Source organism: Methylocaldum marinum, from assembly GCF_003584645.1.
GTDB lineage: Bacteria > Pseudomonadota > Gammaproteobacteria > Methylococcales > Methylococcaceae > Methylocaldum > Methylocaldum marinum.
On the sequence record NZ_AP017928.1, the window covers coordinates 5,607,300 to 5,622,200 of the forward strand.

18 protein-coding genes and 1 pseudogene are annotated in these 14,901 nt (G+C 63.2%); 13 read left to right on the forward strand and 6 right to left on the reverse strand.

Annotation, left to right across the window (positions count from 1 at the left end; translation table 11 throughout):
* Window positions 1-303: 303 nt before the first annotated feature.
* Window positions 304-1,158, reverse strand: a complete 855-nt coding sequence (locus sS8_RS25105; protein WP_197716634.1) for an arsenic resistance protein — start codon at window positions 1,156-1,158, stop codon at window positions 304-306.
* Window positions 1,159-1,235: 77 nt separating this feature from the next.
* Window positions 1,236-1,670 (reverse strand): Hg(II)-responsive transcriptional regulator, encoded by a 435-nt coding sequence (gene merR, locus sS8_RS25110; RefSeq protein ID WP_119632153.1) that lies wholly within the window; start codon window positions 1,668-1,670, stop codon window positions 1,236-1,238.
* Window positions 1,671-1,741: 71 nt separating this feature from the next.
* Between merR and merT the strand changes: the two genes are divergently transcribed.
* The 8 genes and pseudogenes from merT to sS8_RS30195 all read left to right on the forward strand — a co-directional run bounded on the left by merT (window position 1,742) and on the right by sS8_RS30195 (window position 6,066).
* Window positions 1,742-2,092: a mercuric ion transporter MerT gene (gene merT / locus sS8_RS25115; protein ID WP_119632154.1), complete on the forward strand. Its 351-nt coding sequence runs from the start codon at window positions 1,742-1,744 to the stop codon at window positions 2,090-2,092.
* A 12-nt stretch (window positions 2,093-2,104) separates the two neighbouring features.
* Window positions 2,105-2,380 carry a mercury resistance system periplasmic binding protein MerP gene (gene merP, locus sS8_RS25120; RefSeq protein WP_119632155.1) on the forward strand — a complete coding sequence of 92 codons (276 nt, stop codon included), beginning with the start codon at window positions 2,105-2,107 and terminating at the stop codon, window positions 2,378-2,380.
* Between the two features lie 27 nt (window positions 2,381-2,407).
* Complete coding sequence (gene merC / locus sS8_RS25125; RefSeq protein ID WP_119632156.1) at window positions 2,408-2,830, forward strand: organomercurial transporter MerC; 423 nt, start codon at window positions 2,408-2,410, stop codon at window positions 2,828-2,830.
* Window positions 2,831-2,869: 39 nt separating this feature from the next.
* A complete protein-coding gene (merA, locus tag sS8_RS25130) occupies window positions 2,870-4,555 on the forward strand; it encodes a mercury(II) reductase (RefSeq protein WP_119632157.1) in 1,686 nt (561 codons plus the stop codon).
* Between the two features lie 17 nt (window positions 4,556-4,572).
* Entirely contained in the window at window positions 4,573-4,938 is a 366-nt protein-coding gene (merD, locus tag sS8_RS25135; RefSeq protein ID WP_119632158.1) for a mercury resistance co-regulator MerD, read from the forward strand.
* Window positions 4,935-5,171 (forward strand): broad-spectrum mercury transporter MerE, encoded by a 237-nt coding sequence (gene merE / locus sS8_RS25140; protein WP_119632159.1) that lies wholly within the window; start codon window positions 4,935-4,937, stop codon window positions 5,169-5,171. The genes merD and merE overlap by 4 nt, the downstream gene beginning before the upstream one ends.
* Window positions 5,172-5,228: 57 nt before the next feature.
* Window positions 5,229-5,321, forward strand: a pseudogene (locus sS8_RS29700) (hypothetical protein); the annotation flags it as partial.
* A gap of 55 nt (window positions 5,322-5,376) precedes the next feature.
* Complete coding sequence (locus sS8_RS30195; RefSeq protein WP_456299277.1) at window positions 5,377-6,066, forward strand: DUF3330 domain-containing protein; 690 nt, start codon at window positions 5,377-5,379, stop codon at window positions 6,064-6,066.
* Between the two features lie 7 nt (window positions 6,067-6,073).
* Here sS8_RS30195 and sS8_RS25150 read toward each other — a convergent pair whose 3' ends face one another.
* The 4 genes from sS8_RS25150 to sS8_RS25165 are packed head-to-tail and all read right to left on the reverse strand — an operon-like array spanning window position 6,074 to window position 10,553.
* Window positions 6,074-6,688, reverse strand: coding sequence for a recombinase family protein (locus sS8_RS25150; RefSeq protein ID WP_119632160.1), 615 nt, complete (start codon window positions 6,686-6,688; stop codon window positions 6,074-6,076).
* 60 nt (window positions 6,689-6,748) lie between these two features.
* Window positions 6,749-7,966, reverse strand: a complete 1,218-nt coding sequence (locus tag sS8_RS25155; RefSeq protein ID WP_119632161.1) for a TniQ family protein — start codon at window positions 7,964-7,966, stop codon at window positions 6,749-6,751.
* A complete protein-coding gene (locus sS8_RS25160) occupies window positions 7,963-8,871 on the reverse strand; it encodes a TniB family NTP-binding protein (RefSeq protein ID WP_119632162.1) in 909 nt (302 codons plus the stop codon). Before sS8_RS25160 ends, sS8_RS25155 begins: the two co-directional genes overlap by 4 nt.
* A 2-nt stretch (window positions 8,872-8,873) precedes the next feature.
* Complete coding sequence (locus sS8_RS25165) at window positions 8,874-10,553, reverse strand: Mu transposase C-terminal domain-containing protein (protein WP_119632163.1); 1,680 nt, start codon at window positions 10,551-10,553, stop codon at window positions 8,874-8,876.
* Between the two features lie 258 nt (window positions 10,554-10,811).
* On the opposite strand from sS8_RS25165, the gene sS8_RS25175 reads away from it, so the two are divergent.
* From sS8_RS25175 to sS8_RS25195, 5 genes are all read left to right on the forward strand, one after another.
* Complete coding sequence (locus tag sS8_RS25175) at window positions 10,812-11,429, forward strand: LemA family protein (protein ID WP_119632164.1); 618 nt, start codon at window positions 10,812-10,814, stop codon at window positions 11,427-11,429.
* Between the two features lie 11 nt (window positions 11,430-11,440).
* Window positions 11,441-12,292, forward strand: a complete 852-nt coding sequence (locus tag sS8_RS25180) for a TPM domain-containing protein (RefSeq protein WP_232020431.1) — start codon at window positions 11,441-11,443, stop codon at window positions 12,290-12,292.
* The gene (locus sS8_RS25185) at window positions 12,292-12,801 is read left to right on the forward strand and encodes a TPM domain-containing protein (protein ID WP_119632166.1); all 510 of its coding nucleotides are present in this window, start codon (window positions 12,292-12,294) and stop codon (window positions 12,799-12,801) included. The genes sS8_RS25180 and sS8_RS25185 overlap by 1 nt, the downstream gene beginning before the upstream one ends.
* A 99-nt stretch (window positions 12,802-12,900) precedes the next feature.
* The gene (locus sS8_RS25190; protein WP_119632167.1) at window positions 12,901-14,409 is read left to right on the forward strand and encodes a helicase HerA-like domain-containing protein; all 1,509 of its coding nucleotides are present in this window, start codon (window positions 12,901-12,903) and stop codon (window positions 14,407-14,409) included.
* A 240-nt stretch (window positions 14,410-14,649) separates the two neighbouring features.
* On the forward strand, window positions 14,650-14,844 hold the full coding sequence (locus tag sS8_RS25195) for a hypothetical protein (RefSeq protein ID WP_119632168.1): 195 nt from the start codon (window positions 14,650-14,652) through the stop codon (window positions 14,842-14,844).
* Window positions 14,845-14,901 lie beyond the last annotated feature (57 nt).

Here is a 14,901-nt window from a genome sequence, read left to right on the forward strand (position 1 = left end):
CGAGAGTCCGGCGGCCAGGCAGGCTTCTTGGCGGCGCGCCTAACCCACCCTACTAATCCTGGGCCTGGATGAACCGCGACTTGCAGGTCCCTTGATAAAAGCACTGTCGTTTTTAGAAGATGACTGCACGAAATATCAAAAGTCGGCTGCATCCTACGTCGGGTTGATTTCCCCATGACCCATGCTCTAACTGCAAGTAGATGGGGCCTTACCAAGCTTTGGCACCAATTGCATGTAGATCACCGAGGCGACCAGCTCGACCATCGTTTGCGTCACGATGATGGCCGGCAGTAGGGGAATGGCTCACGGCACCGCCAGGGCCAGCGGCAGCACCACCAGGGAATTGCGCGTGGCCGAGCTGAACGCCACGGCGCGGCCGGCCGGCGCTTCCAGCCGGGCCACGCGGGCGACTGTCCAGCCGATCAGGGGCGCAACCACGGCGAAGGCCACGTAAAGAGGCAGGACGCGCAAGGCGGCCTCGATGGCGGCCCCGAGCTGCGGCACCACGGCCGCCACGACGATGAACAGCACCAGGGCGGTTGCCGGCACTGGCAGCAGGCCCAGGCCGGCCGCGACACGCGCCCCGGCCTTGCTTCGCGCTGCCCATACCTGCACCACGGCGGCCGACGCCAAGGGAACGGCGATCAGCCACACGAAGGCATGAACGAACGGGCCGAGCTGCACTAGGTCGGCCGACGCATCGCCTAGGAACACGCCGAGATAGACCGGCAGCAGCAGCATTTGCGCGATGAGCAGCGCCGGCGTAGAAGCCAGCAGCAGGCGGGCATCGGCGCGGCCGATATGCGAGAACGTCACCACGTAGTCGATGCAGGGCGTCAGCAGCACAAACAGCACGCCGAGCCTCACCATCGGGTCGGGCGGCAGGAACTGCACCAGGAGCGCGACCAGCAGCGGCACGACCACGAAATTGGACACCATCAGCGCGCCCAGGAAGCGAATGCGCGTGAAGGCGCGGCCGAGGTCGGCAAGCGGCACCTGCAAGAAGGTGACGAACAGCATCAGGGCCAGCGCCGGATTTATCGCCCCTTCCAGGGCATCGGTGCCACGTACCAGGGATGCGACCACGGCCGCAAGGACGACGGCGGCGAAGTAGATGATGACTTGATGGTGTTCAAGATGGTCTCGAAGGCTGCTCAATTTATGGTTCTCTTTAGCGGATCAAGGGGGAGATCAATCAGGTGGGGGTCGTCTCAGAAAACGGAAAATAAAGCACGCTAAGGCATAGCTGACCCCGCCAGACTTTCTCCGCCCTGTAGCGACGCAATCAGCGGGCAGGAAACATTCCCCTGCCGTGAGTGACAGGCGCACACGAGTTCGGACAGCACGGTTTCCATGCGCGCCAAGTCGGCCATCTTCTCGCGCACGTCTTTGAGCTTGTGCTCGGCCAGGCTGCTGGCTTCTTCACAGTGCGTGCCATCGTCGAGCCGCAACAACTCGGCAATCTCGTCCAGGCTGAAGCCCAGCCGCTGGGCTGATTTCACGAATCGCACCCGCGTCACGTCCGCCGCGCCATAGCGGCGAATGCTGCCATAGGGCTTGTCCGGCTCGTGCAACAAGCCCTTGCGCTGATAGAACCGGATGGTCTCCACGTTGACGCCGGCGGCCTTGGCAAAAATGCCGATGGTCAGGTTTTCAAAATTGTTTTCCATACCGCTTGACTCCGGACATAAGTACGGAAGTAAGATTACGCTATCCAATCCAAATTTGAAAGGACAAGCGTATGTCTGAACCACAAACCGGGCGCGGCGCGCTCTTCGCCGGCGGGCTGGCCGCCATCCTCGCCTCCGCTTGCTGCCTCGGGCCGCTGGTTCTGATCGCCTTGGGGTTCAGCGGGGCATGGATCGGCAACCTGACCGTGCTGGAGCCGTATCGCCCGATTTTCATCGGTGCAGCGTTGGTGGCGTTGTTCTTCGCCTGGCGGCGCATCTACCGCCCGGTGCAAGCCTGCAAGCCGGGTGAAGTCTGCGCGATTCCCCAAGTGCGAGCGACTTACAAGCTCATTTTCTGGGTCGTGGCGGTGCTGGTTCTGGTCGCGCTCGGATTTCCCTATGTCATGCCATTTTTCTACTGATCGGAGTTCACCATGAAAAAACTGTTTGCCTCCCTCGTGCTCGCCGCCGTTGTTGCTCCCGTGTGGGCCGCTACCCAGACCGTCACGCTGTCCGTACCGGGCATGACCTGCTCCACCTGCCCGATCACCGTCAAAAAGGCGATTTCCAAGGTCGAAGGCGTCAGCAAAGTTGCCGTGACCTTCGAGACGCGCGAAGCGGTGGTCACCTTCGATGATGCCAAGACCAGTGTGCAGAAGCTGACCAAGGCAACCGGAGACGCGGGCTACCCCTCCAGCGTCAAGCAGTGAGCCACTGAACCCTAACTTGGGGCGATCATGGGACTGATCACACGCATTGCCGACAAAGCTGGCGCGCTTGGCAGCGTTGTTTCCGCGATGGGCTGCGCCGCGTGCTTCCCGGCCATCGCCAGCTTGGGCACGGCCATCGGCCTCGGTTTTCTACAGGAATACGAAGGGCTGTTCATTTCCACGCTACTGCCGCTGTTCGCCATCGTGGCTTTGCTGGCGAATGCACTGGGCTGGCTCAGTCATCGCCAATGGCACCGCAGTCTGCTCGGCATGATCGGGCCAGCCATCGTGTTCGCCGGAACTGTCTGGCTGCTTGGCAACTGGTGGACCGCACGGCTCGTATACACCGGCCTGGCGCTGATGGTCGGCGTGTCGATCTGGGACTTGGTTTCGTCGGCACATCGCCGTTGCGGGCCGGACGGTTGCGAACTCCCCACGAAACAAGGCTGACGGCGTGAGTCGGCAGCCAACACAGAAAAGGAACGATGAATGACCACCCTCAAAATCACCGGCATGACCTGCGACTCCTGCGCGGTTCACGTCAAGGAGGCGCTAGAGAAAGTGCCCGGCGTGCAATCGGCGGAGGTGTCCTATGCCAAGGGCAGCGCCAGGCTCGCCATCGAGGCCGGCACATCGCCGGATACGCTGACCGCTGCCGTGGCCGGACTCGGCTATCGGGCTACGCTCGCCGATGCGCCCGTGGTTCCGGCGGGCGGCGGATTGCTCGGCAAGGTGCGCGAATGGCTGGGCAGTGGTGACAAGGCTGGCGGGGATGCTGGCAAGCTCCATATCGCCGTGATCGGCAGCGGCGGAGCCGCGATGGCGGCAGCGCTGAAGGCCGTCGAACAAGGCGCGCACGTCACGCTGATCGAGCGCGGCACCATCGGCGGCACCTGCGTCAATGTCGGCTGCGTGCCGTCCAAGATCATGATCCGCGCCGCCCACGTCGCCCACCTGCGCCGCGAAAGCCCGTTCGATGGCGGCATGCCGCCCACACCGCCGACGATCTTGCGCGAGCGGCTACTGGCCCAGCAGCAGGCGCGCGTCGACGAACTGCGTCACGCCAAGTACGAGGGCATCCTGGACAGCAATCCGGCCATCACCGTTCTGCACGGCGAAGCGCGTTTCAAGGACGGCCAGAGCCTTATCGTTCGTTTGAACGATGGTAACGAGCGCGCCGTGGACTTCGACCGTTGCCTGGTTGCCACGGGCGCCAGTCCGGCCGTGCCGCCGATTCCAGGCTTGAAAGAGTCACCCTACTGGACTTCGACCGAGGCCCTGGTCAGCGACACCATTCCCGAACGCCTGGCCGTGATCGGCTCGTCGGTGGTGGCGCTGGAACTGGCGCAAGCCTTTGCCCGACTCGGCAGCAAGGTGACGATCCTGGCACGCAGCACGCTGTTCTTCCGCGAAGACCCGGCCATCGGCGAAGCCGTCACGGCCGCGTTTCGCATGGAGGGCATCGAGGTACTGGATCACACGCAGGCCAGCCAGGTCGCGCATGAAGGCGGCGAATTCGTGCTGACCACCGGGCACGGGGAAATACGCGCCGACAAACTGCTGGTCGCTACCGGCCGCGCGCCGAACACGCGCAGCCTGAATCTGGAAGCGGCGGGCGTTGCCGTCAACGCGCAAGGGGCCATTGTCATCGACCAGGGAATGCGCACAAGCAGCTCGAACATTTACGCCGCCGGCGACTGCACCGATCAGCCGCAGTTCGTCTATGTGGCGGCAGCGGCCGGCACCCGTGCGGCGATCAACATGACGGGCGGCGACGCGACCCTGAACCTGACTGCGATGCCGGCAGTGGTGTTCACCGACCCGCAAGTGGCGACCGTGGGTTACAGCGAAGCGGAAGCACACCACAACGGCATCGAGACCGACAGCCGCACACTCACGCTGGACAACGTGCCGCGCGCGTTGGCCAACTTCGATACGCGCGGCTTCATCAAGCTGGTAGCCGAAGTGGGCAGCGGGCGCTTGATCGGCGTGCAGGCGGTCACGCCGGAAGCGGGCGAGCTGATCCAGACGGCAGCGCTGGCGATTCGTAACCGCATGACGGTGCAGGAGCTGGCCGACCAGTTGTTCCCCTATCTGACGATGGTCGAAGGACTGAAGCTCGCGGCGCAGACCTTCAACAAGGATGTGAAGCAGCTTTCCTGCTGCGCCGGGTGAGAAAAAGGAGGTGTTCGATGAACGCCTACACGGTGTCCCGGCTGGCCCTTAATGCCGGGGTGAGCGTGCATATCGTGCGCGACTACCTGCTGCGCGGACTGCTGCGGCCGGTGGCGTGCACCCCAGGCGGCTACGGCCTGTTTGACGAGGCGGCCTTGCAACGGCTGTGCTTCGTGCGGGCTGCCTTCGAAGCGGGCATCGGCCTCGATGCGCTGGCGCGGTTGTGCCGGGCACTCGATACGGCGGACAGCGACCAGGCCGCAGCGCAGCTTGCCGTGCTGCGCCAGTTCGTCGAACGCCGGCGCGAAGGGTTGGCCGATCTGGAAGCGCAGTTGGCTACCCTGCCGACCGAGCCGGCACAGCACGCGGAGAGCCTGCCATGAACGGCCCCGAGCGCTTGCCGACCGGGACACGCAAGCCGTTCACCGGCTATCTGTGGGGCGCGCTGGCCGTGCTCACCTGTCCCTGCCATTTGCCGATTCTCGCCGTTGTGCTGGCCGGAACGACAGCCGGCGCGTTCCTCGGAGAGCATTGGGGTATTGCAGCCCTCACGCTGACCGGTTTGTTCGTTCTGTCCGTGGCGCGGTTGCTGCGCGCCTTCCGGGGCGGATCATGATGACCTCGCACCCCGCCGGATGGACAGCGACCGAGTTGGCGCAGGCGGCATCCGAGCTTGGGGCTGCTGTCACCCGGCCAGTTCCTGCCACTTGCCGAGTCGTCCGGCCTGATGCCGGAAATCGGCGCGTGGGTGCTGGGCGAAGCCTGCCGTCAGATGCGCGAGTGGCAAGCATTGGCATGGCAGCCGTTCCGGCTCGCCGTCAATGTCTGCGAGCCAGGTCGGGCCGAGGTTCGACGCCGAGGTAAAGCGGGTGCTGGCCGATATGGACTTGCCTGCCGAGCTGCTGGAGATCGAGCTGACCGAATCGGTCGCCTTCGGCAATCCAGCTCTGTTCGCCGCCTTCGACGCCTTGCGCGCCATCGGCGTGCATTTCGCGGCCGACGACTTCGGCACCGGCTATTCCTGCCTGCAACATCTGAAGTGCTGCCCGATCACCACGCTGAAGATCGACCAATCGTTCGTCGCCAGGCTGCCGGACGATACCCGCGACCAATGCATCGTGCGGGCGGTGATCCAGCTCGCGCATGGGCTGGGCATGGAGGTAGTGGCCGAAGGCGTGGAAACGCCCGACAGCCTTGCGTGGTTGCGGCAGGCCGGCTGCGACACGGTGCAGGGCTTTCTGTTCGCCAAGCCGATGCCGGCGGCGGCCTTCGCCAGCTTCGTCAACCAATGGAGAAACACCACCATGAACGTCAACGAACCGAGCACCGCTTGCTGCGTGTGCTGCAAGGAAATCCCGCTCGATGCCGCCTTCACCCCGGAAGGGGCTGAGTACGTCGAGCACTTCTGCGGGTTGGAGTGCTATCAGCGCTTCCAGGCACGGGCCATTACTGCGACCGAAACCAGCGCCAAGCCGAGCGCTTGCGATTCGCCGCCGTCAGGCGGAGGCTGACTACTTGTCAGGTGCGGTTGAGTAGTTTCGTCCCATCTGGGCGCAACTCGCCTTTTGGGGAAATGTGTCGGTACAGGGTCTGTCGCGTGATGCCGAGTTCCTGGCACAGGTCGCCGACCTTGGTTTCGGGCTGGCACATTGCGGCCATCGCCAGGCGCAGCTTGGCGGCCGTCATCTTGAACGGCCGGCCACCTTTCCGACCGCGCGCCCGTGCCGAAGCCAGGCCCGCCATGGTGCGCTCGGCAATCAGTTCGCGCTCGAACTCGGCCAGCGCGGCAAAGATGCCGAAGACCAGCTTGCCGGCGGCAGTCGTGGTGTCGATGGCCGCACCGTGGCCGGTCAGCACCTTCAGTCCGACACCACGGCCGGTTAGGTCGTGGACGGTATTGATCAGGTGGCGCAGGTCACGCCCGAGCCGGTCCAGTTTCCACACCACCAGCGTATCCCCCTCGCGCAGCGCCTTTAGGCAGCTCGCCAAGCCGGGGCGGTCCTCGCGTTTGCCGGATGCCTGATCTTCATAAAGATGCGCCGGATCGACTTCGGCGGCGATCAGCGCATCGCGCTGCAAGTCGGTTGCCTGGGAGCCATCCGCCTTCGACACCCGCATGTAGCCGATTAGCATGTTTCACCTGTCACATATACGTTCGATTATGTGACAGTGTGAACCGGAAAGTTCTGGCCGTCAAAATTTGTCACTTAACCCGTCATTCTGTCTAAGACATGCAAAGGGTCCATCAAGATCGTAATGTGACAGAAATTCCGGGGGGATGCCTTCCTTCGCGAAGGTGGCGCGCAACTGTTCCAGGGAAGCGGGGTCGCGCCGACCATAGGAAGCCAACGCGAACAGCGAGCGCGCCGTCTCGGGGTCGTGCCGCGCTTCAATGATGGCCTCATCAATGGCCTTGACCGCACGCTGCCAGTGATCGACGGGTTCGGGCTTCGGCGCTTTCGCCGGCAGGCCACTGGTGAACCCGGCTTGGGGCTCGGCCCAGAACAGCTTTGCATGCTCGCCTGGCGGACTTATATCCCTCACCTCAATCAAGCTGATTGCCGTTGCCGCCGCCTCCAGCATCTGCAACCGTACTGCCGGGTTCAGGGTTTCATACGGTCGCCACAGACTTTGCCCAGCACGCAGCGGATGCCCGCAGCCTTCCCAGACTTGGCGGAAATACCCCGCGCAGGTTCCGCACGTCGAAAGCGGGGTGTTCAGCTCATCGAGCAGCGTGCGTAGCAGCCGAAACCACAATCCAGCGTGAATGCGTCGGCGCGGCAGTTCCACGTGGCCAGTCGTCAGTGCCTGCCAGGTACGCCGGTCCATCACCGCAATCGCGTCGCTGGCGGTGCGCGGCGCAGTATCGGCGTTCTCCCAGCCGAGAAACCGCCCAGGCACGCCCCAATAGGATTCCAGCCAGCAGCCATGCAGCGGGCAGCTCAGCATCAGGGGCAGCTTCCATGCAAGCAGTACGGCTTGGTTTGCCGGGTCGTTCAGACAGAGCGGACAGGCGCGATGTATCGGCTGGCTCGGCAGCCAGGCACGCCAGCTCGTGATGGATCGGGTCCTACGGCGGAGTCTCGGCAGCAGCACCGAGAGCTGGAACGCATAGGTTTTCAATGCGTCTGGAATCTGATCATCAAGGCTGTCCAGTAGCCAAGGCACCCAGCCGGCGAAACTCATACAACGCAGCCGGTCCGGCTCGATGCCGCTCCGCTGGGAGAGCATCGCCAACAGCGCCAGTGGCGGCGCGGTGTCCAGGTCATCAACCTGAGCGTGACCAAGATCGTGCTCCAGCAGCTCGGACACCTCCATGTGATAGCAAAGGGCCACGCGGTTGAGCCACGAAGACAAGGCTTCGCCTTCCCTGGGAGCCGGATGCAGTGGCCAGCGTGGCGCTGGCTTCACATCAGTTCCCGTTCGAATTGCCGCCGCCGCTCGCTGGGACCGGTGTAATCGGCCATGCTGAGCGTGCGATGGTTGATCGCTTCCTCGCCGCTCTCCACGGCGACGATGGCCGCCGCCATCAGCAAGTGCGCCAGTTCGCCGATGGTGCCCTCGCTGCGCGTGAGCAGGTAGCGGGCCATGTCCAGCGTGGCAATCTGGGAGGGTCGCCGCAGCGGCAGCGACGCGGCGAAGCTGGCCAGCAGTGAGCAGCAATCGTCGTTGGCCTCCCACACCGGCAGCAGCATCGGCTCGAAGCGGTTTTCCAACTGGTCATCCGAGCGGATGGCCAGGTAGGCGTCGCGCGTGCCGACCCCGACCAATGGGATGCGCAGATCATTGCCGAGGAAGCGCAGCAGGTTGAGAAATTCACGCCGGTTGACGCTGTTGCCGGCCAAGACGTTGTGCAGCTCGTCGATCACCAGCATGCGCACGCCGACCTTGCGCAGCAACGCCAGCGCCAGTTGCTCCATTTCCGGCAGCCGTGGGCGCGGGCGCAATGGTGCCCCCATCGCGGCGAGCAGCGCGACGTAGAAGCGGATCACCGACGGCTCTGACGGCATCTGCACGACGAGCACCGGCATGTGTTCCTGGTCCGCGTCGGAGCTGGCCGGATGCGTGCGCCGGAATTTCTCGATGATCATCGACTTGCCGTTGTTGGTCGGGCCAACCAGCAGCAGGTTGGGCATGCGTTGCTTGTTTGGCCATGCATACAGGGTTTCCAGCCGGTTCAACGCTTCGACCGCTCGCGGGTAGCCGATCCAGCGGTCGGCGCGAAGGCGCTGGATGCGCTCGTCCGCCGGCAACCGCGCAAACCCATGCGCCGCCGGCAGTAGGTGGGGCAAGTCGATGATGGGATATTCGTCCACGGCTACCACTCCTCGATCTGGTCGAACGGTTTGGCCGGTGGCAGGTTGTCTGCATGCGGATCAGCAACGTCCGTTTTCGGCGGAATCGGCTTGTCCGGCGGAGGCGATGCCTTGAGGTGCTGGCGTCGATCCGCGTCACGCCGCGCCTTGCGCGTGGCCTTCTGTGCGGTGGTCACGATCTCGCGCATCTGCCCGATCATGCGGAACAGCGCCGACTCATCCACCTGTTCGCGTCCCTGCTGCCGCAATTTCGTCAGCGCCTGCCGTTGTTCCCAGAGGGTGACAGCCGGGTGCGACAAGGTACGGTAGGGGATTTCCAGGTAATGCTGCCCCTCCGGTTCCAGCACCCAGATACGGCTGATGTCGCGGGGGTCACGCCGGATCAGGAAAGCGGGCAAGCGGTCGCGTCGTGCGATCCACGGTTTGAGCGCATCGGCGTAGTAGTGAATGTGGTCGATGACAAAGCCGGTGCGGGTCAGCGTGCGGCGGATGATCGGCAGAAAATCGACCAGGAAAGCCGTAGCGCGAGTGACGACGACCGGCACGCCGACACGCGCTACCGCCTCGGCCCAGCGCGCGGCCGGCGGTTGGAGCAGGCCGTTATGCACGGAGCCGTGATAGGTGCCGACCGCCAAGGCGAGCCAGCGCTCCAACTCGCGCAACGTCAGAGCAGCCATCTTCTCAGAGGCGTACTCCCCGCGCTGGCTGGGGTTGGAGAAGGTCGTTCCCGGCAATTCGTCGTGAATCATTTGCATCGCCGTGCCGATGATCCGTTCCACGATGCCGCCGTAGTGGGGCTGCCCGGGCGGACGATAGTCCAATTGGATGCCATGCTGCTCGCAGCCACGGCGCAGGGCCTCGCTTTTGAACTCGGCCGCGTTGTCCAGGTAGAGCAGCCTGGGCTTGCCGCTCATCGGCCAATCCATTTCTACATTGAGCCCCTCCAGCCAGGGACGCTTGTCGCAGGCAGAGTGCGCGAGGCACAGGCCGACCGAAACGGCGGACGGCGCCTCCAGCGTGACCACCATGCCGAGCACGCAGCGGGTGAACACATCGATGGCGACGGTCAGATACGGGCGGCCAATCGGTTGCCGGTCGCCCTCGTCCACCACGATCAGGTCAATGACCGTGTGGTCGATCTGTATCTGTTCCAGCGGCAAGGTGACTGCCGGCGGGACGCCGCCGACACCTTGCAGGTCGCGGGAGGCATCCTGGCCTTCCCGGCGGCGCATGGTTTTGAGTGGATCGAGGGTGGCTATCCGCAGCGCCACGGTGTTGCGCGCCGGCACCCGCAGTTTGTGCGTTTTGCATGCCTGCGCGACCTCGCGGTGGAACGCTGCCAGGCTGCGCTTCTGCTTGGTCAGGAAGCGCTTTTGCAGCTGCTCGCGAATGATGCGCTCGACCGGCTCCGGCAAGCGCCCCTTGCCTTTCCCGCCGCCGGACTGGCCGGGAACCAGGTCCGTCACAAGCCCAGCACCTTGCCGGGCACGCCGGATCAGGACATACACCTGCCGCCTGGATAGGCCCAGCGCTTGAGCAGCGGCATCGGCGGCTTCATGCCCAACCACTTCAAGCGCTGCCAGCGGCCCGATGATTTCGGTCCGGTGCCGGGCCTGCGCCCATGCCGCATCGGGCAGGGTGGCCACGCCTTGCTCGGCAATTGGTAATGTGTCTGACGCCATGCTCACACCTCGCTTTGGTGCACACGAGTATTGAGCATAGTCGAGATTGGTGCAGATAACTTCTGATATTGCGTGGTCAGGAGCCGACTGCACACCTGGCGTTACGCCCAGTTAATTGGTGCAGTCGTCTTCTGAAAATGACAAGCACGCCCCGACCCGAATAAGCCCTTTGACAGATTGTCTTACGCTTGCTCTACGTAGCACACTTTACGGATTCGTTCTCCGGACGACGTCCGACTGCCTTTTCGGGAGAAACACATGCGCAAGTTGATTTTGGCCCTGGTTTTCGTACACCTGCTCTTGCTGAGCGGATGCGGATACAACACCTTGCAGCAGCAGGACGAACAGATCAAGGCGAGTTGGTCGGAGGTTTTGAACCAGTATCAGCGCCGGGCCGATCTGGTGCCCAATCTGGTCAACGTGGTGAAGGGGTACGCCGGGCACGAGCGGGAGGTGCTGACCCAGGTGACCGAGGCGCGTTCCAGGGTGGGGTCGGTTCAGGCCACGCCGGAGCTCTTGAACGATGCGCAGGCATTTTCCCGGTTCCAGGCGGCTCAGGGCGAATTATCCAGCGCATTGTCGCGCTTGATGGCGGTGGCGGAGAACTATCCGCAGCTCAAGGCGGACACTTTGTTCCGCGATCTGCAGGCGCAGCTGGAGGGGACGGAAAACCGCATCACCGTGGCGCGCAATCGTTATATCGCGGCGGTACAGGACTATAACGTCACGGTCCGCTCTTTCCCCACCAACATCACGGCGCGGGTTTTCGGCATGGCCGTCAAGCCGAACTTCGCGGTGGAGAACGAACGGGAAATCTCCCGGCCGCCCGCGGTCGATTTCGGCATGCCGGCCCCGGCGCCCGCTCCGGCCCAATAGGCGAACGTTCGGTGATTTCGAATATGCTGCCGGTCTGGATTTTTGCCATGCTTCTGGCGCTGGTCGGGTTCGATGTTAAGGCGGAAGTGGCGGTACCGCCGCTCCAGGCGCGCGTGACCGATCTGACCGGAACCCTGAAGGCGGACGAAAGAGCGGGGCTGGAAAGCCGGTTGGCGGCGTTCGAGGGGGAAAAAGGCAGCCAGATCGCGGTCCTGCTGGTGCCCACCACCGAGCCCGAGACCATCGAGCAATATTCCATTCGTGTCGCCGATGCCTGGAAGCTGGGGCGCAAAGGGATCGACGACGGCGTCCTGATCCTCCTGGCCAAGCAGGACCGGACCGTCAGGATCGAGGTCGGGCGCGGGCTCGAGGGCGCTATTCCCGATGCCGTCGCCAACCGGATCGTGGAGGATGTGATGATTCCGTTTTTCAAGCGCGGCGATTTCTACGGCGGCTTGTCCGAAGGCATCGACAGCCTTTTCGCCCTGATTCGCGGGGAGCCTCTGCCCGAACCTGCTCGTGGTGAGAGGACTCCGAATTCGGATTGGGGCGGTCTCTTTGGGCTTTCGATCCTCGGCGGCATCTTCGGCGGCCGGATCCTCCGATTTCTGTTCGGGCCGCTTTTGGGCGGACTCATCGCCGGAGCGGGCGCCGGAGTGTTGGTCGCGCTTTTCGGTCTGCCGATCCTTTTTTCCCTGTTCGTCGGCTTCTTCGTCTTCATGGCGGTGTTCGGCGGCATCGGCCGGGTAGGACCCGGCGGTTGGTACGGCGGGCCCGGCGGATTCGGCGGCTCCTCCGGAGGGGGAGGATTCAGAGGAGGCGGCGGCGGTTTCAGCGGCGGCGGAGCTTCGGGGCGCTGGTGATGTTCAAGCAATTCGGTCGTATCCTGAAGCATCTGTGTTACGGTCCCTGGCGGCTCCGGCGGGTTCTGCCGCCGCACACGCTTGAAGCCGTTACCGAGGCGATCCGCGAGAGCGAGACGAACCACGGCGGAGAAATCCGCGTCGCCGTCGAAATTGCGCTTGATTGGCGACGGCTGCTGCGGCGCGAGACGCCGCGGGAAAGAGCCTTGGAAGTGTTTTCCGACCTCCGCGTCTGGGACACGGAACGGAATAACGGCGTATTGATTTACCTGCTGCTCGCGGACAGGGACGTTGAAATCGTCGCCGACCGCGGCATCGACCGGCTGGTCGGAGCGGAAGCCTGGGAGCAAATCTGTCACGAGATGGAAGCGGCTTTTCGGAAAGGCGAGTTCGAAGCGGGTATCCTGGCCGGCGTTCGCGCCGTGGGCACCTACCTGGAACGGCACTTTCCGGGCCCGGATCCGCACGGTGACGAACTCGCCAATCGTCCGGTCATCATCGACGATTGATTTCCTTCAGCCGCTACTCCAGGGCGCGTCCATTTTTTTGATTGATCGAATTGCTGCCGATTTTTGCCATTCATTGATTAGTTTTTCCGGAGACCTTTCATGACCGAAGCATTGTTGATTGCCAAAGGCCGGAGTTCCCTTTCCCTGCTGCCGTCCATGGCCAACCGTCACGGCCTGATCAGCGGCGCGACCGGTACCGGCAAGACCGTTACGCTGCAAGTGTTGGCGGAGCATTTCAGCCGCATCGGCGTGCCGGTGTTTTTGTCGGACATCAAGGGCGATTTGTCAGGGCTGAGCCAGCCCGGGGAAACCAGCCCGAAACTGGCCGAGCGCCTTTCCTCGCTCGGTATCGAAGATCATGCGTTCGGAGGGTTTCCGGTGGTTTTTTGGGATGTCTTCGGCGAACAGGGACATCCGGCGCGGGCGACGATTTCCGAGATGGGACCCTTGCTGCTGGCGCGCATGCTCAATCTGAACGAAACCCAGGAAGGCGTGCTGCACCTGGTGTTCAAAATCGGGGATGATAGTGGATTGCTGCTGCTCGATCTCAAGGATTTGCGTGCAATGCTCCAGTTCGTCGGCGAAAACGCGGGGCAATTCACAACCTCGTACGGCAATATCTCGGCGGCCAGCATCGGCGCCATACAGCGCGGTCTGATAGCCCTGGAAAGCCAGGGCGGAGACCGGCTGTTCGGCGAGCCCTCCCTGAACATCGACGATCTGATGCAAACCGCGCCGGACGGGCGGGGCGTGATAAACATTCTTGCCGCAGACAAACTCATGCAGGCGCCGAAAGTTTATGCCGCGTTTCTGCTCTGGCTGCTGTCGGAGCTGTTCGAACATTTGCCGGAAGTGGGCGATCGCGACAAACCCAAGTTGGTGTTCTTCTTCGACGAGGCGCATTTACTGTTCGACGACGCGCCCGATATCTTGCTCGACAGGATCGAGCAAGTGGTGCGCCTGATCCGCTCCAAGGGCGTGGGGGTTTATTTCGTGACCCAGAACCCTCTCGACGTGCCGGACAAGGTTTTGGGTCAGCTCGGCAACCGCGTTCAGCACGCACTCAGGGCCTTCACACCGCGCGACCAGAAAGCGGTCCGTGCGGCGGCGGAAACCATGCGCGACAATCCGGAACTGGACGAGAAAACCGTCATTACCGAGCTGGGCGTGGGCGAGGCTCTGGTCTCGCTACTCGATGAAAAAGGCCGCCCGCATATCGTCGAGCGAGGCTTCATTCTGCCCCCGCAGAGCCGGATCGGCCCGACTGATGCGGCCCGGCGAAAACAACTCATCGAGGAGTCGCCCATCGCCGGATATTACGAAAAGGCCGTGGACCGGGAGTCGGCTTACGAAATGCTCAAAGCGCGTGCGGCCGAGGATCTCCGGCAAGGGACCGAAGAAGTCGGCCGTCCTGCTCCCGGTTCGGCAGCCGGGAGCATTTTCGATACGCTCGGCAGCATCTTGGGCACTTCTTCTCGGCGCAAGAGCAAACAGCGCGAATCCGCCATGGAAGCCTTCGCCAAGAGCGCCGCCCGCAGCATAGGCAGCGAACTCGGCCGCCAGCTTCTGCGGGGCGTGTTGGGATCTTTGAGCGGAAGACAAAAGTAGGGGCAAAGTGGCGAGACGCGGCGGATGGTAGATTGAGAGGCAAGGCGAATCGATCCGACCGCCGATCCGCATCGTCTAGCCGCTCGCCGGGTGGGGCGGACAGGGGGCGTCCGGCATGAACCGCATCGACTTTGAACGACGCCTCGGGTGTGCAGCGGTCCTCGAACCCGTCATCGGGCGGACTTCGATGAGGGTTTCGACTTTTGGCTATTCTTTACGTTAACTAATCCGGGAGTCGAGATGTTTTATGAAGTGAAGCCCCTGGTACTGATTCTGATCGGTGCCGCCGTCGTGATGAGCCGGACCTCCTTGGCGATTCCGTTTGCCGTGCTCTTGATCGGTCTCGGCGCATTCATCATGGGCATGCGTTTTATTTATCGCTCCGAAAGAGTTACCAGGGCAAGAGCCGCTTCACGGCAACGAAAGAATTTCTGAGATTCCGGGCAGCCCTGTTGAGGCAGGTTGTACGGAGATCGAGCAGGATGCCCGAGC